Origin of the sequence: Paenibacillus humicus NBRC 102415 (assembly GCF_004000905.1) — a bacterium.
GTDB lineage: Bacteria > Bacillota > Bacilli > Paenibacillales > Paenibacillaceae > Paenibacillus_O > Paenibacillus_O humicus.
In genome coordinates this window covers 187,679-204,357 of sequence record NZ_BIMD01000001.1, presented here as the reverse complement: position 1 = coordinate 204,357, position 16,679 = coordinate 187,679, and the positions used below count along the sequence as shown (strand labels likewise).

The window sequence follows — 16,679 nt, the reverse complement described above, 5'->3', positions numbered from 1 at the left end:
GCAAGGCTGGAAGGTTCCCGCGAGCCAGGCCGACGGTCAGCCCTTTATTTCGTTCCGGCCATTTCGGTGAACTGCTTCACGACATCGGCCTTCATGGCGGCCGCTTTGGCCCGGTCGTAATCGACGAGATCCACTTCGGATACCGGGATCATTCCTTCCGGCGGCGCTACGTCGCTGCGTACGGAATAACGGTTCGACATCTTGGTATTGAGCTCTCCGGTTTCCTTTGTCAGCAGCCAATCCATGAATTTCCGGGCGTTGTCCGTGTTGGCTCCGCCATGGATGATGCCGGCTCCGCCGATCTCATAGGCGGTCTGCTCCGGCACGATGACTTGAATCGGATAGCCCTGCTTGGCCGATTTCACGATATCGTGTGCCCAGGACATGCCGGCAATGAACTCTCCGGTAGCGGTCAGCTGGATGCCGTCGCCTGCTTTGGGCGTGTAATGGTGGACGTTGGCGTTCAATTTCTTCAAGTAGTCCCAACCTTGCTGCTCGCCGAGACGGAACAGCTGGTCCGCTACAAAGATATAGCCGCCGCCCGCAGTTGCCGGGTTGGAGGTGATGAATTGGCCTTTATAGGCCGGATCGAGCAGATCATCCCAGGTTTTGGGCTCTTGAACGCCTTTTGGCGCCAGCTCCTTCTGGTATCTCTCGGTGTTCAGCACGATGCCGAGAACGCCCATGTACCAGCCCTGCCAATATCCGTTCGGGTCGTTGAATTTGGCATCGATATCGGCTGCGTTCGGGGACGTGTATTTCTCCAGAATGCCCTGCTCGGCCAGCGGCTGGTAAAACTCCACGGAACCGCCTACGAGCACGTCCGCCTTCGGCGAGCTTTTCTCGGCTTGGACCCGAGTGCTTGCTTCGCCTGCGCTGCCGAGATTCAAGTACTCCATCTCGATGCCCGTATCCTCCTTGAACTTCTGCTTCAGCTGGATCATGTCGTCCTCGTTCAAGGCGGAATAAACGACAAGCTTGTCCGATTTCGGCGTGACCGGCTCTGCCGCGGCTTGATTGCTCTCCGCAGCGCCTTTCAGCGCATTCGCCTCCGCTCCGCCCGTGTTGTTCTGTCCGCAAGCGCTCAGAACGGTTGCCGCAGCAAGCACGACCAGCCCCAAGGAATGCTTCTTTCTTTTCCCCCAACTTTTTAGCATGCTCCATCCTCCTCATTCATCTGACAAGCTGTCTGACATCTATAACTTTAAAAAACAAATGTTTGCGGAACATAATCGAGTCGTTAAGGTTTTATGAACGAACATAAAAAAACCGCATCGCCCCAGTCGAGGGCAAGCGGTTCATGGGAAAGTCGTTCAATCCCGTTTGACATACAGCTTGAAAGCACTGCTTTTCAAATAATCGAGCGAGTAAAAGACGGGACGGTCGTCCTCTCCGAAATGAAGCTGCTTCAGCAGGATGAGGTCCCCTCCGAGCATCTCGGCAGCTTTGCGGTCCCTTTCCTGAGCGGCGCCGACGGGACAGATCTCGGTCAGGGCGTACGAGATGCGGATGCCCAGCTTTTCCTGCAGAAAGTCGAAAATCGCGCCGGAAAAGCCTTCTTCAAAATGACTCGCCGCAATATCCTTCGGGAAGATGTTGTAGTAAAAAGCCACCTTCTGATCGTCGGCCGTTCTCAGCCTCTCCAGCACGACGACCGGATCCCCGCTTTGCAGCTTTTCGGACCAGTCGGGCTCCGGCTCCTGCGTATAGATCTTCACATAAGCTTCGCTGTCCTTATAGCCGACACGCTTGATCATCTCTCCGAGGCTGCTCAGCTTGTTGAGCGGGTTCATGATGAGGGAGCCCTGCTCGTTCACGTAGGTGCCGACGCCATTTTTGCTTAGCAGCACGCCTTCTCTCTGGAGCATCTTCAGCGACTCCCTGAGTGTCGGGCGGCTTACTTCGAATTCCTTCGCCAATGCGGGCTCGGAAGGAAGCTTGTCCCCAGGCATCAGTTCTCCGCTCTTGATTCTCCGTTCAATCTCTTCTTTGACACGAATATATAGAAGCTTTTTCTCCATGAGTGTCGATCCTCTCGCCATAAGGAAATGCCGGGCTATTTGAAATTAGGTTAACAAAATTCAGCGGAAACTGCCAGTATGGCGGCGATTACCTGCTGTCCTCGGCACGCCGACCGCCGATGGGCGGACGGCGGGAGCTCAGCTCAGCCGGTGCCGGCAGCCAGAACGATCCACGCCAGATGATAAGCGGCAAGCAGGGCGTAAACGGCCGCAGCGAAGAGAATCAATCGGGAGAGCAGGATCGAGCTCGTCCTTCCTCCCATGAGCAGAAGGAGCGACGGCAGGACAATCTTGTACCCGTAAAACAACGCGGGATGCGTCCCGTACAATAAAGCCGCGAACGGATTGGCTTCCTGTATGGCGTTAAGCCGGATGCCCGCATCGGTCGCGACGGCGTCGAAAACGGATAGAACGAGAAGAAGCCACTTCATAACAGCGTTTCCTAATTTGAAGCCCGAACCGGATACCGATGTTCTTGCCTGCATAGACGAAGCCCCCCCATCATGATACATATTGTATCATGATGGGGGGCTTCGCTTCCAGCTCCGGCAGCCAGCTCCATAGGTTGACAGCGTGAAGGACCGCATCGATTGCGGGATATTGACAGGCAGGCATCTCGACATCTCCGGCCATTGCTTGCCGCACCCATTCGTAGCACCGGAGCAGATCGCTGTCGCTGACGTAATCGGAGCGATGCTCGAACATGATCGCTGCATTCGGATTCTGTTCCCGGACAATCCTCGTTGGCCGCTCGTTTCCCCGCTTCGCCTGAGAAATCCGGGTTTGGGTTACAATAGAAAGAGAATTCATCCAAAGGAGGTCTGCATCTTTGCATCAGAGAGATCTAGTAAAACCTGCCCGCGACGGACAGCGCGTTTTTGTCGCCGTTCCTCTGCCTGGTCCCTTGAAGGAGCGGATCGGAGCTTGGTCCGACGAGCTGCGCACCCTCTATCCGTTCCGAAAATGGACGGATGCGGCGGATCTGCATATCACGCTTCAATTCATCGGCGATACGCTGCCGGAGCGAGTGTCGGAGCTGCGGTCCGTACTGGATTCGGCCGCGCAGTCCGGCGCAATTCGGCCGTTCGTCCTGACTTTGAGCGGCACGGGCACATTCGGCATTCCCGAGCGGCCGAAAGTGTTCTGGGCAGGAATCGGCGGCGATAGAGAAGGGCTGCATCAAGCAAGGAACATCGTCGCGGAAGCTGTTTCCGCCCTTGGATTCAAGGCCGAAGAGCGGGCTTACAGCCCCCATCTTACAATTGCCCGAAACTACCGGGGAACGGAGCCGTTTCGGATGCCCAGGCTCCAGCTGCGTCCGGGAGCGTCGGATGCCGGGAATTCCAAAGGAACCGAAGGCCGGCCTGCGGACTGCTCCTCAGCCTCAATGTCCTGGACCGTCGACGAAGTCGTCTTGTACCGGACGCATATGCATCGGCTTCCTATGTACGAAACCGTCGCCCGCTTTCCATTCGGATAAAAAGTTGGCGAGGCGCGGTTCCCGCTTGGAGTCAGATGCGGAACAATCCGTAGCCGGCCAGAGGCACGATGGGATCGGGATCCGATATCAAGCCGTCCGACCGGCCGTTCAGGGCGACGTCGACGAGCCAGCGCGTGAATGGAGCTACATGCATCTCCGCCATTTCCTCCAGGCTGAAAAAGCCGGCCGCATCGACCTCCACGCCATCGGGAACCGGTTCGCCGCCGACATAGTCCATCGAGAACGCCACGTACACATTATGAATTTGCCGCGGCTGATCGCGCAGGGCGGCAATTCCGATGACGACGGCATGAATGCCCGCCTCCTCGAGCACCTCCCGCTGCACGGTCTCATGCAGCTGCTCCAGCTGTTCGGCGTATCCGCCGGGATTGGTCCAGTATCCCCTTCCCGGCTCCTGGGCACGCCGCACGAGCAGCAGCTTGCCGCCGCGCTCCACCAAGGCGCCGACTCCGATGCTGTAATGGCCCCAATGAACGAAGCTGCACGAAACGCAGGCCCTTCTAGGCGTTCCGTCGATATCCCTCGTCTCCATGGCATCCCCGCACGCAGAGCAAAAATTGACTTCCATAGGCCCACTCCTCCGAGATCATTGACACGGCTGCTCTGCCGCCGCTTCTTTTAATTTGTTTGACACTTAGCCTTCCAACCGTGAAATAACGAGCTGAAGACGTTTAATCCCTATACTATCGAACTATCGCTTCATCCGCCATCGGTATTTTCGGCTGGAGGAATGAATTCGGCGGCGGAGCCGGAACCGTTCTTGACCGCATCAACAGGCCAAATAAAAAGACATGCGGAAGGGAATTCCGCATGTCTGCCAAGTCTGCCGATGCTTACTCCTGCGTCTCGAACTTCCAGTTGGGGACGCCTTGATCCTCGATGATGCTGATGGCGACATCCGCGATATCGGGATCGCTGAGCAGGCTGTCCCTGACCTTGAAGATGATGTCGTCCGCGTTCGCAAGCGTAAGGCCGGGCTCCAGCTCGATCGTGCCGTCGACATGATAATAACGGCCTTCCTGAAGAATCCTCATCTGGAAGATGTCCAGAACTTGAGGATGCGCCAGGATGATTCGGGCGACCTTGTCCTCGACATCCCGAGGCGCGGCCACGCCGATCAAGCCGACCATATTGTCGTAGCCGACCCGGAAGGCGACGCCGATCATGAGGAAGCCGATCAGGATGGTCGAGATGCCGTCCAGCAGCTCGAAGCTCGTCAGCGACGTTACGATGACCGCGATCAGCGCGAGCAGCGCGCCCGTCGTGGCGACGAGATCCTCGTAGAAGACCAGCCGGGTCGGAGGCGCGGCCCTGCCTACGTTGCGGAAGGCTGCGGCGACGATTCCCGTTCCCTTGGCTTCAACCCGGGCTTCATGCATGATCTCCTTCATCGCCTTGACCAGTACGAATCCGTCCACCGCCAAAGACAGGAGCAGCACGATCAGATTGAGCCAGAAGCCGCTCGAATGCACAGGATGCGCCAGGAGATGAAAGCCTTCGCGGATCGTTTCGTACGCCATGACGGTGACGACGAGAACCGCGATCATGCAGAAAAGATTGATGACTCGTCCGAATCCGGTCGGAAAGCGCTTGGTCGGCTTCTTCTCGGCCAGGACGCTGCCTGCGAACACAAACCCCTGATTGATCGCATCGGCGATGGAATGCATTGTGGATGCGAACATGGCGCCGCTTCCCGTCGTTGCTGCGGCGATGCCCTTGACGACGGCAAGGCCTGTATTCCCGATCGCCGCTGTCGCTGACGAAGTGTTTCCTTTCTTCACTAGCTGCCAAAAGCCGGTTTTCGTCGAATCGGTGCTCATCGTATGCGTTTCCTCCTGTAATTTCCAAACTGAAGCGATTATACGCTGATGCTGCCCGTAATGTTTCGAAAATTCGACTCTGTCCTGCAGCCGGAATCAGGTTCCGCAAAATGTCCGGTAGGAGGCTGCGGTCTGTCCGGATGGAACAGCGAACTCGTCTTGGCCGGGACGATGGGCGTAAGGGCTTTCCAGCGCCGACAGCAGCTTTTCCATGACGCTCAGATCTCCTTGTTCCGCCGCCGCCAACGCTTCTTCCACCCGATGGTTGCGCGGAATCACCGCCGGATTGCTGGCGCGCATCAGAGCGGCGGACTGCTCGGACGACTGCGGCTGCCTGTCCAGTCTCGCCTGCCGCTTGGCCATCCAGGCCGAGAATGCCTGCGAATCGAACAGGGTATCGCCCTGCAGCCGCTTGCCGGTCGTCAGGAAGCGGAAAGTGTTCGTATAGTCGGCCTTTTCCTCCTTCATCAGCCGCAGCAGCTCGTCCACGAGCTCTTGATCCTCAGGCTCTTCATTGCACAGACCCAGCTTGGCGCGCATTCCGTTCAGCCAGTGCGAGCCATAGGAATCGGAAAATCTTCTGAGCTCATGCTCGGCCAGCCGGACCGCTTCTTCCTCGTCGTCATGCAGCAGCGGCAGCAGCGACTCGGCCAAGCGGGCAAGGTTCCATGCCCCGATGTGCGGCTGGCTGCCGTAGGCGTACCGCCCTTGCGAATCGATGGAGCTGAACACGGTGGCCGGATCGAAGGCATCCATGAAGGCGCATGGCCCGTAATCGATCGTTTCCCCGCTGATCGCCATATTGTCGGTATTCATCACTCCATGGATGAAGCCGGCGAGCATCCACTTCGCGATCAGCGCAGCTTGGCGGTCGACGACCCCCCGGAGCAGGACGAGATGGCGGCCGGCGTCGTCCGATCTGCAGAGTCCGGCGTAATGCCTCTGCAAGGCATAGTCGGACAGACGCTCGAGCTCGTCCATCGTCCCCCACTGAGCGGCATACTGGAACGTTCCGACGCGCAGATGGCTGGCAGCCGTCCTCGTCAGGACGGCTCCAGGCAGCACGGATTCGCGATAAACGTCATCTCCCGTTGCGGTCACGGCGAGGCTGCGCGTCGTCGGAATGCCGAGTCCGTGCATCGCTTCGCTGATGATATGCTCCCTCAGCATCGGCCCCAGAGCCGCCCTGCCGTCGCCGCGTCGGGAATAAGGCGTCGGTCCGGACCCCTTCAGCTGGATATCGATCCGATGACCCTCAGGAGTGATCTGTTCTCCGAGCAGGATCGCTCTGCCGTCGCCGAGCCTGTTGAAATGCCCGAACTGATGGCCGGCATAGGCTTGGGCCAGCGGCTCCGCTCCTTCCGGAACGGCATTGCCGGCGAGGAATTCAGCTCCCCGCCCGCCGCGAAGCGCCTCGGGATCCAGTCCCATGGCAGCCGCCAGCCGCTCGTTGAGCACGATCAAGCTCGGGGAAGATACAGGCTTGGGATCGAGCCGAGTAAAAAAGAGCTCCGGCAGGCGGGCGTAGCTGTTGTCGAAGTTCCAGCCATAGCTGGTCTTGCTATCCGTTTCTTTCATAACATCTCCATTGGAATTCGAATTTTGGCATCATTTCCTTATTATACCCTGAGACGGCCCGCTTTCCTCGCTTCATCGAGATTTATGCGGATTCCAAGTCCTCGCATCTTCGAAATCTAGCCATGCGGACAGCAGAAAAACAGCCGCGCAAGGCGCGCGGCTGAAAAGGCTGTTCCCTGGATGAAGAAATCAGATCCTGAACTTGCTCACGATTCGGGTCATATTTTCCGCCATTTGCTTCAGCTGCTCCGATGAGCCGGCTACTTCGCCCATGGCCGCGGTTTGCTGCTCCGCCGCCGCAGCGATGCTGCCAGACAGCTTAGCCGCGGTAACCGCGATCCTTTCCAGCTCGTCGAGCGAGGCGGCGATCTCCTCGGTTCCAGCCGACATCTGCTCCGAAGAAGCCGATACCTCCTGCACCTGGCTGTTCACATCCTGAATCGACTTTACGATGGAGCTGAACGTCAGACCGGTCTGCTGGGCGATTTCCGTCCCATACCTCGCTTCATGGGCCGAGCGTTCCAGCGAATCCGCCGCCGCGCCCGTGCCGCTGCCGATTGCCGACAAAATCTCCGTGATCTGCTTGGAAGAGGACACCGAACGCTCGGCCAGCTTGCGGATTTCCTGGGCGACGACCGCGAAGCCCTTGCCATGCTCGCCCGCACGAGCCGATTCGATCGAAGCGTTCAGCGCGAGCAGATTGGTCTGGCTCGCGATCTCCGAGATCATCGCCATGATCTCTCCGATTCTGCCCCCGTGCTCCTCCAGCTCCCGTATGATCGCTGCCGTGTCGTTCAAATCGATTTCGATTTTTCTCATCTGCCCGACGACGCGCTCCATATCGCCTTCGCCATCTGCCGCTTTTTCCGACGTTTCGGCGGCGAGCTCCGATACGATGGAGGTGGATTCGGCGATGCGCTGAATACCGATCGCCATTTCCGTCATCGCCGTCTGGCATTCTCTCGTGCTCTGGAATTGCTGCTCGGAGCCGGCAGCCGCCTGGCCTGTCGATGCGGCGATCTCATTCGTCGCCTCCACGGCTTGCCTTGAGCTGTCCTGCAGCCGGTTGGCGGAGCTGGACACGCTCCTCGCTGCCAGCTGGATGTTGCCGGTCAGCTCCCGCAGGCTGGCGATCATTCGGTTGAAGGCTGCGGCTGCCTGTCCGATTTCATTTTCGCTTTTGACCGGAATTTCTTGGGTCAGGTCGCCTTGCGCCGCCAGCATCGACACTTCCGCCAGCTGCCTCAGCGGCTTGAGCGTGCGGTTCACGAAATAGATGATGAGCAGGAGCGCAGCAATAGTGAATCCGCCTCCGGCCAAAATATCCTTCCACAACATCCGGGACAGGCTTGTCTTGACGTCATCGTAATGGAAATCGACGCCGAACAAGGCGAGCGTCTTGCCTTGACCGTCCTTGATCGGAGACAAATACGATACCCACTCGCCTTCGGAATCGGTATAAGGAACCGTCAACGCGTAGCCGTCCTTCATCGCCTGCTTGAAGGCATTTTCAAAAACATCGGACATCTCGTAGACAGAGCCCGGCTGCATTGCGTCGCCATCCGTATTTCCCTGCAGATTGACAAGGGTTCGCTTGCCGCCGGCTTCCAAAGCTTCGGGCAGCATCAGATAGGCGTTGCTGATGACGAGATCTTCGGCGGACATGGCGACGAGCTGCGCCTTGAGCACTTTGAAGGCTTCTGTCGTGGCGGCTTCCTTGCGGTTCAGCACGGCCGATGCTTCCGCGATTTTTCCAGCATTGAGCTGTACTTGACCGTGCATGGCCTTGCCCAATTCGCGCAGCTGGTTGTGGAACTCATTTTTCTGGCTCTGATAGGCAAAAGCCGCGGTCAGGCTCATCACCCCGATCAAAAGGACAGCCAGCAGCAGCACGCTCGTTCGAATCAGACTTCGTTTGGGCAAGAACCGGTATTTTTTCATTCTAATAGGCAACCTCTCATGTTGGGATAGTATTATATCGACATTCGTGAGGCCATCCTTTAGACCATTCCCTGAGGCGAACAACTTTTTGATAGCGTGGCTATGATTTGGCCGAAGCTGTCCGCGGCCGGTTCCGGACACTGCCCAAAAAAAGCCCCCGGCGCCGAGCATGATACGGCCAGGCAGCCGACATCGATCGGGTTTCACCGGTACATCCTGAAGAAGCCGCGTCTTCGACACGGCTCTTTGATCGGGAACCTTTGCTTGCTCGCACACGGCTGTGCCGCCTTCCCGGCAGCCCGCTGCGGGGTGGTGCTGCGCTCTTGCCATGCACGATTTGAGCCTGTATGCGAATGCGCATAGAGAAACAACGGACCTTCTCTCACCGTCCCTTCTCCATCTCCCTTTCGGCGATCATCCGGTAATGCCTATCCGTCGGATAATCAAGCCTAATGACCTTGAAGCCGTATCGGAGCAGCATCTCCTCCATCTCCTGCGGCTCGACACGGCTCGGAGGCGGAATCCGGGCTTCATCCTGCTTCTTCAACCATTCGAGGATGAACAGCAGGCCGCCTGGCTTCACAACGCGGGCCAGCTCCCGGATCGGCTGTTCGACCGTGTCGGTCACGTGAAGCACCAGCGAGGCGATAGCCCGGTCGACGGATCGGTCCTGCAGCGGCAGCCGTTCTGCGGATGCCAGCACCGGCCGCAGTTGAGGCAGGTGCCCTTCCTTCGCTTTGGCCTGCATATACGCGATCATCTCCGGTTGCGGGTCGGCCGCGACAACTTGCCCGCTTGTGAGAGATGCCGCCGGAAAGGAGAAGTAGCCCGTTCCTGCCCCGATATCCAGCACCGTCATGCCGTTCCCGATCCTCAGATCCTGAAGCAGCCTGCCGGGAGGCAGCTGCTCCTTCCGTTCCTCGCTCTCCATTCTTTCGATCAGAGATGGACTGAATTTCTCCTTCATCATATTTCTCCTTTTCACATCGATTGCGGATGACGACGCTCCTCGAAGCCATTATCCCTCATCCCGCCGCGTACAAGCAAAAAAAGGAAGCTCCGAGGAGCTTCCTTTTTTTGCAGCCTATTTGATCGTCAGGTTGAACCCGCTCTGGATGTAGTTGCCGCCTGCATAGGCGATGTTCCGGGTCACCAGGTTGTTGAACGTCGCCGAGCCGTTGCCCGTGTACGTATAGATGGCTGCGCCAAGATGAGGTCCCGAGAAGCGGGATGTCGATATCCCGTCGCGGCCGGTGCCGTCGATCGTGATGTTGTTGAACACGATGTTCTCGAAGCCGCCGCCATAGCCGATCTGAACGCCGTCGCGCTGGGCGTTGATGATGTCGATGTTGGTGAAGGTGACGTTTTTGATCGCGTCGTTGGAAGCTTCCAGATCAATCGCCCCGCGCTCGCCGTTGTACAGATCCTGGCTGGTGCCGCTGTTGATGATCGTCGTATCCGAGAAGGTGATGCCGGTGTTGTTCTGGAAGTGGTAGCCTGGGAACACCGTATTCATCCGGATGCCGGAGCCGCCGACACAGTCGATGATGTAGTTGTGGTCAGCCTTGTGGCCGCTGCCGCCGAAGAAGGCGATGGCCGCCGCGCGCCAGTTGTTCTCGATCGTGTTGTAGGAGAAGGTGTTGTTCACGCCGGCCGGAGTGCCGTTCGTGTTGCTCGTCCAGACGGCGAGGCCGTCATCGCCGTTGTTGCGGATGCTGCTGTTGCGGACGGTCGAGTTGCTCGTTCCCTGCGAGAAGTTGATGCCGTCGGCAAGATTGTTGCGGATGCGGCTGTTTTCCACGACGAGCCCGCTCGCATAGATCGCAGGAGTATGGGCGTAGTCGCCGACCCACATGCCGCATTCGAAATGCTCGACCCAGACGTCATGGATGATCGAATTAGTGCCGAAATTGTCCATAAAGCCTTTGTAGACGGCGTTCTGCCCGTAACGGGAACGCAGGTTGGAGTTCATGTAGATGTTGCTGAAATCAAGCTTTCCTTTGATTCTCAGGGAGATGCCGCCGCCCGATGCATTGGGATTCGTGAACTGGATGTTCGTATACCAGATGCCGGCACCCGTGACCGTGAAGTTGTCGATCATGCTGGTGGCCGAGCCGATCTCCCACATGCTGCTCAGGTGGAAGGTGCCTTCCGGGATGTAGAGGGATTTTCCGGCCGCTACCGCTGCGGTCACGGCAGCCTTGAAGGCGGCGAGATCATCCTTGCCGTCATTGGCGACAGCGCCGTATTCGGTGACGGACACCGAGTTGGCCGGACGGGCAACCGCTGCCGGAATCGGCTCGATCTCGATGAAGTCGACGCCGTACTCCAGGCTGTCACCGCCCTTCTGGACGCGGATCGTGTCTCCCGGCTTCAACGCCGTATCCAGCTTGAAGTGGACTTCGTCGAAGCGGAAGAGAGGCCTGCCGCCGCCCGGAGCGTCAGCCGGCATGTCGCCGGAGAAATACTGCCAGCTGTAATAAGAGGTCAGCGACACCGTTTTGGCTTTGGTTCCGTTGACATAGACGTCGAGCGAGCCGTTCTGGCCCATGCCGTCGCTCGTGTCGGGCATCGTGAAGCGCATCGTGACGCCTGCACCGCCCTGGCCTTGACGGACGGTCCACTGCAGGCTGGAGCCGTTGGACGGAAGTGCGGCGTATTTCTGTCCCGATGCTTCGGAAGCGATGAGCGACTGATCGAACGTCGGCGCCGTTCTCAGGACAGCTCCGCCGCCGAGCACCGCATCCTCCGTGTCGTAACGGCTGTACGGCATGCTGGCGCCGCGCGCCGAGTAGACCGTGAGGCTCGCGCTGCTCGTATTGTTGCTTTGCTTGGCCGGAATTTCATTGCCGTCAGCGGCTACCGTCGTCGAGACGGTATAGGTGCCGCTCGCTGCCGTCCAGCTGCCCACGCTGATATTCGCGGATGCGCCTGCTGCCAGGGAACCTGTGTAGGTGCCCGTGAAGGTTTGCAGCGTCGCTCCGGCAGCGTTTTTCAGAACGACGGTTACGGGATGGGCTCCGCCGGCGGAAGCCAGCGTACCCTGATTTTTAAGCGCGACGGTAAATGCGACCGCCGCTCCCTGCGACGGCGTGCCCGGCGACCATGACGTCACGGCGACGAGGTCGGAGCTGGACACCGGCGCTACGACGAGGTTAGTCGGGTTCGAGTAGCTGTTGTTGCCTTCATTCTGCTCGATGACGGCGTTGCTCTCGTCGACTTTGGCGCTTACCGCATACGTTGCGGCTGCTTTGGCGCCTGCATTGATCGATACATTTGCAGAAGCTCCTGCCGCAAGCGCGCCTACCGGAGCGGTGCCGGCGAGTTCGTTGTTCAGGTAGAAATTGACCGTCGTGGCGCCTGCAGCTGCAGTTCCGATGTTCTTGACGACGGCGTTCAGCGTAATGTCGCCGCTCTCGACCGGAGAAGACGGAGTCCAGGACATGCCGGTAATGGTCAAGTCCGGATTAGGCGCTGGCGTGCCGAACACTTGGAACTCGGCAATCTGGCCGGCAGGGGCGCCGGAGTTCGCCGTAATGTTCAGCTGGAGGCGCTTGACCGTCGCGGAGACCGGAATCGTCACCGTATTGCCGGTTGCGGGATTGAACGTATAGGACTGGGCAGAGACGAGATTGCTGAAGGAGCCGGCGTTCTGATCCGCTCCAAGAACTTGGATCGTTTGCGTGCGAGTCCCCCATTCCGAAGCCGGATTCAGCTTGAGGACGACGGAAGTGATGCTCTGGTTGGAACCGAAATCGAGAGTCAGCGTGCTCGGGTTGCTTCCTCCCTCCCAATAGGTGGATGTATTGTTGTCATTTGCATTTGCAGCTACGTAGGTCTGCGTGCTGGAGGAGGCTGTAATCGATTTCCCTACGGCGATGTTGCTGCCTGCCGGAGGAGTCGGAGTCGGCGTGGCCGAAGGCGTAGGGGTTACTGTAGGCGTTGGTGTTGGCGTTGGCGTTGGTGTTGGAGTAGGCGTGGGAGTAGGCGTTGGCGCCGTCGCTCCGTAGATCTCAAGCTCCGACAGCTGGCCTGCTGGCCAGCCCGTATTGGCCGTGAAATTCAGGCGGACGTAGCGGGCGCTGGCAGCGCTGAAGTTGATCGTGACGCTGTTGCCGGCGACGGATGGATTGAATGTATACCCGGCCGATCCGACGATGTTCGTGAACGTCGAGCCGTTCGCGCTGCCCTGTATCGAGAGCGTTTGCGTACGAGTCTCCCATCCGGACGGAAGCTTGAGCACGATCTGGTCGATGCTCGTGCTGGCGCCAAGGTCGACTTGGATCCATTGCGGGAAGGCGTTGTTCGTGCTTTCCCAGTAAGTTCCCTGATTGCTGTCCTTGACATTGTCGGGGCTGTACGTCTGCGACTGGCCGCTGGCGGTGACGGTTTTGCCGAGCGTCAGATTCGCGCCTCCTGCAGCGGTGGCGGGAGCGATGGGGCCGGCAGCCTGGAAGAAGCCGGCGGCGATCAGGACGAGCACCAACATCCAGTTCATATATTTAGTGCGGATACGCATTATAGTCCTCCTCGGGTTCGATTGGTTCGCGGCATAATCGCTTGAATACGACTGAATCAGCAGGTCGGCCAAATCCGTATATTCCAAATTCAAAGCGCTTTCAATTCTTGGGCTGCCATCACCTTCTTTGCTGGGATGATTGGTTGGCGATCCTCCTTTCACGGACATGCATCCTCATTATAAAGGTTGATTTGCCCCATGATGGAGTCGCGATCTTACGGAAAAGAGGTGCGATTCTATGTTTTTCCCGACGATGGCGCCGGAGGAAAACAAAAGGCCTCGATGCCTATGGCATCGGGCCTCTCCAAATCGCTTTTTTGGATCCGCGTCTCTAGAAACAAGACGAGATCAGATTATGAAGCTGGGGCCGGATGCGCAGAATAGCGTCCGTGCGGCCGAAATGGACCCGGTTGGTCAGCAGGACGATCTGCAGCTCCCGCTCCGGATCGAACCATATGCTCGTCCCCGTAAAGCCGGTATGGCCATAGGATCCCGCCGACAGCAGGCTTCCTGCGGAATTCGGGCTGTCCGGATTGGCCAGCTGCCAGCCCAAGCCGCGGAATTCGCCGGCGAAGGGAGTCTGGTTCCGCCGAGCTTCTGCCAGCCATGATTCCGCCAAGATCTCCCTTCCTTCATGCCTTCCTCCGGCATGAATCATGGATGCGAACTTCAGCACATCCTCCGCGGTGGAGAACAATCCCGCGTGCCCGCTTATTCCTCCCATCCGCTCCGCCTTTTCGTCATGGACGACGCCGCGCTTGTAAGCTCCTGCTACCTCGGAGTATTCCGTGGAGGCGTATCGGGAAGGTTCGAATGACGGAAGAAACCCCGTATCCTTCATCCCCAGAGGAGCGTAGATCTCCCTCTCCAAAAACGAAGTAAACGGTTCCCCGGCCGCCTGCTCCGCGATAAGCTGCAGCAGAATGAAGCCGAGATCGCTGTAGACGACCTCCTTGCCCGGCGTGCTCAACGGACGTTCGCTCCGCACGCGCTCCAGCAGCTCTTCCCTGTTCATCGCCATCACTTCCTTCATAGGCAGTCCGGCTCGAAGGCCGGATGTATGGGTCAGCAGATGACGGATCGTGATGGGATGCTCGGCGTAATCTGCATACCCGCGGATATGGCCGCCTATCGTGTCGTCCATAGAAAGCCTGCCATCTCCAGCCAGCTTGAGAATGGCCGGCAGCGTGGCCAGCACCTTCGTCAAGGAAGCCATATCGAATACGGTGTCCCATTCCATGGCTTCCTTTTGCGGATAGACGGCTCTGCAGCCGTAGGCTCTCCTCAGGACAGGCTGTCCCTGGACGGCTACAGCAAGCACGGCTCCCGGCAAATGTCCGTCCCTGACCTCCTGCTCCATGAATGCGTCAATGCGGGATTCGTCCATCTCTCCCATGAACCTGCCTCCTCCTTTGGCCATCTCGGCCGCCGCAAGCTGCGGCGAATGATGCTCCTCCTTTTATCTTCCATCAATACGCAGCGGTTGGCAATGCCGACTCTGTTATAGGCGAATGTTCCCTATCCGGCGTGATTGACATCTGGTAGTGATCAAGGCCATTCCATAGGATGAAAAGGCTCTGGAGCAAGGACTCTCAGGACCGGACCGGGAACGATGCTTGCTGGGACCGGGAAGCACATACCGATATTGGAGGCGTTATTCCGAGGCTGTGCGTGTTCTGCGTCAGGGAGTAGCGGAATTTTCCGGCAATCGGGCCTTGAAGGTGTATCTCTCCATGGCTCTCTACAATACCGGGCATACAAGGAGAGCGTCCGGCTTCTTCATCGCCAATCTGATGGAGTCGCCCGAGGATGACTCTTGCCGTACTTCAAGCGCGGAATTTCAGCTTATGCAGACAAAAAAAGAACGCCGCAGTCCGCAGCGTTCTTTCTGGCATTCGTTGTCCTGCTTATACCTTCACGAAGCGCCACTTCTGCGCACCCGTGCCGTTGTCGGTCCAGATCTGCACGTTGGTGCCGTCAGCGGTTCCCGACGAGGCGACATCAAGCGCCTTGTTGCTGCCGACGCCGATGACCTTGAAGCTGCCGTCCCCGTTGTCGATGATTCTCCAGTTCTGAGCGTTGTTGCCGTTCTGATTCGCGATCTGCACATTCGTGCCGTCGGCTGTCCCCGCCCCAGCGACGTCAAGCGCCTTGCCGCTCGCCGGATTGATCAGCTTGAACGTTCCATCCGCATTTGCGACTGCTTGCCAGCGCTGGGCTCCGGTTCCGTTGTCCGTGTAGATCTGGACATTGGTGCCGTCTGCGGTTCCTGCTGCATAAATATCAAGCGCCTTGTTGCTGTTGACGTTGATCAGCTTGTAGACGGCTCCGGCTTCGATCGGCGAAGAGGTCGACGTTCCTTGCGTATAGACACGGACATAATCGACGGTCATCGTCTGAGGGAATACCGTCGAAGCGTTCGGGTTGCCCGGCCAGTTGCCGCCGACAGCGAGGTTCATGATCATGAAGAACGGATGGTCGAACACCCATGTCTGGCCCGCTCCGAGCTGGCTCTTGTTGAACGTATGATACAGATTGCCGTCTACATACCAGCGGATTTGCGTCGGCTCCCACTCGACTCCAAACACATGGAAGGCGTCCTTGAACGAGCCGCTCGGAAGCTTGTAGGCCTTGCTTATGCCTCCGGCGCCGGAGTAACCGGGACCATGCACGGTTCCGTAAACGGTGCTGGTGTCATGGCCCAGGTACTCCATGATGTCGAGCTCGCCGCTGCCCGGCCAGCCGGCAGAGTCGATGTTGTTGCCGAGCATCCAGAAGGCCGGCCAGATGCCTTGGCCGTAAGGAAGCTTGATGCGGGCTTCGAATTTGCCGTAGGCTTGGTTGAACTTGCCTTTGGTCAGCAGGCGGGCGGAAGTGTAGGACATGCCGCCGACGTTCTCCTTGATCGCTTTGATGACCAGATTTCCGCCGCCGTCCAGGTAGGAGTTGTTGCGGCTGTTCGTGTAATATTCCAGCTCGTTGTTGCCCCATCCGCCGCCGCCGATGTCATAGCCCCATTTGCTGCCATCCGGCGCGGAGCCGGACGCTCCGTTGAATTCATCGCTCCAGGACAGGTTCCAGGTCGGCGCCGCTTGGGCTGAAGGCATGCGGACACCTCCCAGGCTGATCAGAAGAACGACGGCCATCGCAAGCATCGCAATCGTTCTCATTCTCGTTTTTGCTTTCATGTCATTTCCTCCTCTTCCTTCGTTTAATTATGAAGCGCTTTCAAAAGGATTCAGTTGTTCGCCCTTCAGGCTCTTCGCACCTCCCTATCGAAAAATGGAAACTAATAACGG

The 16,679-nt window shown here is 58.3% G+C and carries 13 protein-coding genes; 1 reads left to right on the top strand and 12 read right to left on the bottom strand.

The window, feature by feature from the left end:
- Positions 1–44: 44 nt before the first annotated feature.
- The 4 genes from PHU01S_RS00945 to PHU01S_RS00930 form a co-directional block, all read right to left on the bottom strand.
- Positions 45–1,157, bottom strand: a complete 1,113-nt coding sequence (locus PHU01S_RS00945; protein WP_127505599.1) for an ABC transporter substrate-binding protein — start codon at positions 1,155–1,157, stop codon at positions 45–47.
- 156 nt (positions 1,158–1,313) lie between these two features.
- Positions 1,314–2,021 carry a GntR family transcriptional regulator gene (locus tag PHU01S_RS00940; RefSeq protein WP_164762928.1) on the bottom strand — a complete coding sequence of 236 codons (708 nt, stop codon included), beginning with the start codon at positions 2,019–2,021 and terminating at the stop codon, positions 1,314–1,316.
- Between the two features lie 143 nt (positions 2,022–2,164).
- Positions 2,165–2,452: a DUF5658 family protein gene (locus PHU01S_RS00935; protein WP_127505595.1), complete on the bottom strand. Its 288-nt coding sequence runs from the start codon at positions 2,450–2,452 to the stop codon at positions 2,165–2,167.
- Positions 2,453–2,522: 70 nt separating this feature from the next.
- Positions 2,523–2,726, bottom strand: coding sequence for a hypothetical protein (locus tag PHU01S_RS00930; RefSeq protein ID WP_127505593.1), 204 nt, complete (start codon positions 2,724–2,726; stop codon positions 2,523–2,525).
- A 124-nt stretch (positions 2,727–2,850) separates the two neighbouring features.
- Here PHU01S_RS00930 and thpR point away from each other — a divergent pair, with 124 nt between their 5' ends.
- Positions 2,851–3,501: an RNA 2',3'-cyclic phosphodiesterase gene (thpR, locus tag PHU01S_RS00925; RefSeq protein ID WP_048744340.1), complete on the top strand. Its 651-nt coding sequence runs from the start codon at positions 2,851–2,853 to the stop codon at positions 3,499–3,501.
- Positions 3,502–3,532: 31 nt separating this feature from the next.
- Here thpR and PHU01S_RS00920 read toward each other — a convergent pair whose 3' ends face one another.
- The 8 genes from PHU01S_RS00920 to PHU01S_RS00885 all read right to left on the bottom strand — a co-directional run bounded on the left by PHU01S_RS00920 (position 3,533) and on the right by PHU01S_RS00885 (position 16,568).
- The gene (locus tag PHU01S_RS00920) at positions 3,533–4,090 is read right to left on the bottom strand and encodes an NUDIX hydrolase (RefSeq protein ID WP_127505591.1); all 558 of its coding nucleotides are present in this window, start codon (positions 4,088–4,090) and stop codon (positions 3,533–3,535) included.
- Positions 4,091–4,355: 265 nt separating this feature from the next.
- Entirely contained in the window at positions 4,356–5,342 is a 987-nt protein-coding gene (locus PHU01S_RS00915; RefSeq protein WP_049867390.1) for a cation diffusion facilitator family transporter, read from the bottom strand.
- 96 nt (positions 5,343–5,438) lie between these two features.
- Positions 5,439–6,920, bottom strand: a complete 1,482-nt coding sequence (locus tag PHU01S_RS00910; protein ID WP_127505589.1) for a protein adenylyltransferase SelO — start codon at positions 6,918–6,920, stop codon at positions 5,439–5,441.
- A gap of 189 nt (positions 6,921–7,109) precedes the next feature.
- Positions 7,110–8,861 (bottom strand): methyl-accepting chemotaxis protein, encoded by a 1,752-nt coding sequence (locus tag PHU01S_RS00905; protein WP_048744334.1) that lies wholly within the window; start codon positions 8,859–8,861, stop codon positions 7,110–7,112.
- Between the two features lie 382 nt (positions 8,862–9,243).
- The gene (locus PHU01S_RS00900) at positions 9,244–9,831 is read right to left on the bottom strand and encodes a class I SAM-dependent methyltransferase (protein WP_246029108.1); all 588 of its coding nucleotides are present in this window, start codon (positions 9,829–9,831) and stop codon (positions 9,244–9,246) included.
- A gap of 114 nt (positions 9,832–9,945) precedes the next feature.
- The gene (locus tag PHU01S_RS00895) at positions 9,946–13,380 is read right to left on the bottom strand and encodes a discoidin domain-containing protein (RefSeq protein WP_373864509.1); all 3,435 of its coding nucleotides are present in this window, start codon (positions 13,378–13,380) and stop codon (positions 9,946–9,948) included.
- A 331-nt stretch (positions 13,381–13,711) separates the two neighbouring features.
- Positions 13,712–14,776, bottom strand: coding sequence for a serine hydrolase domain-containing protein (locus tag PHU01S_RS00890; protein WP_246029107.1), 1,065 nt, complete (start codon positions 14,774–14,776; stop codon positions 13,712–13,714).
- Between the two features lie 511 nt (positions 14,777–15,287).
- Positions 15,288–16,568 carry an RICIN domain-containing protein gene (locus PHU01S_RS00885; protein ID WP_127505586.1) on the bottom strand — a complete coding sequence of 427 codons (1,281 nt, stop codon included), beginning with the start codon at positions 16,566–16,568 and terminating at the stop codon, positions 15,288–15,290.
- Positions 16,569–16,679: the final 111 nt, after the last annotated feature.

Coding starts and splice junctions, on each gene's coding strand:
- PHU01S_RS00940 (WP_164762928.1), bottom strand. CDS start 2,021: ATGGAGAAAAAGCTTCTATATATTCGTGTCAAAGAAGAGATTGAACGG.
- PHU01S_RS00930 (WP_127505593.1), bottom strand. CDS start 2,726: ATGTTCGAGCATCGCTCCGATTACGTCAGCGACAGCGATCTGCTCCGG.
- PHU01S_RS00920 (WP_127505591.1), bottom strand. CDS start 4,090: ATGGAAGTCAATTTTTGCTCTGCGTGCGGGGATGCCATGGAGACGAGG.
- PHU01S_RS00885 (WP_127505586.1), bottom strand. CDS start 16,568: ATGAAAGCAAAAACGAGAATGAGAACGATTGCGATGCTTGCGATGGCC.
- PHU01S_RS00895 (WP_373864509.1), bottom strand. CDS start 13,380: ATGCGTATCCGCACTAAATATATGAACTGGATGTTGGTGCTCGTCCTG.
- PHU01S_RS00935 (WP_127505595.1), bottom strand. CDS start 2,452: ATGAAGTGGCTTCTTCTCGTTCTATCCGTTTTCGACGCCGTCGCGACC.
- PHU01S_RS00910 (WP_127505589.1), bottom strand. CDS start 6,920: ATGAAAGAAACGGATAGCAAGACCAGCTATGGCTGGAACTTCGACAAC.
- PHU01S_RS00945 (WP_127505599.1), bottom strand. CDS start 1,157: ATGCTAAAAAGTTGGGGGAAAAGAAAGAAGCATTCCTTGGGGCTGGTC.
- PHU01S_RS00905 (WP_048744334.1), bottom strand. CDS start 8,861: ATGAAAAAATACCGGTTCTTGCCCAAACGAAGTCTGATTCGAACGAGC.
- PHU01S_RS00915 (WP_049867390.1), bottom strand. CDS start 5,342: ATGAGCACCGATTCGACGAAAACCGGCTTTTGGCAGCTAGTGAAGAAA.
- PHU01S_RS00900 (WP_246029108.1), bottom strand. CDS start 9,831: ATGATGAAGGAGAAATTCAGTCCATCTCTGATCGAAAGAATGGAGAGC.
- PHU01S_RS00890 (WP_246029107.1), bottom strand. CDS start 14,776: ATGGGAGAGATGGACGAATCCCGCATTGACGCATTCATGGAGCAGGAG.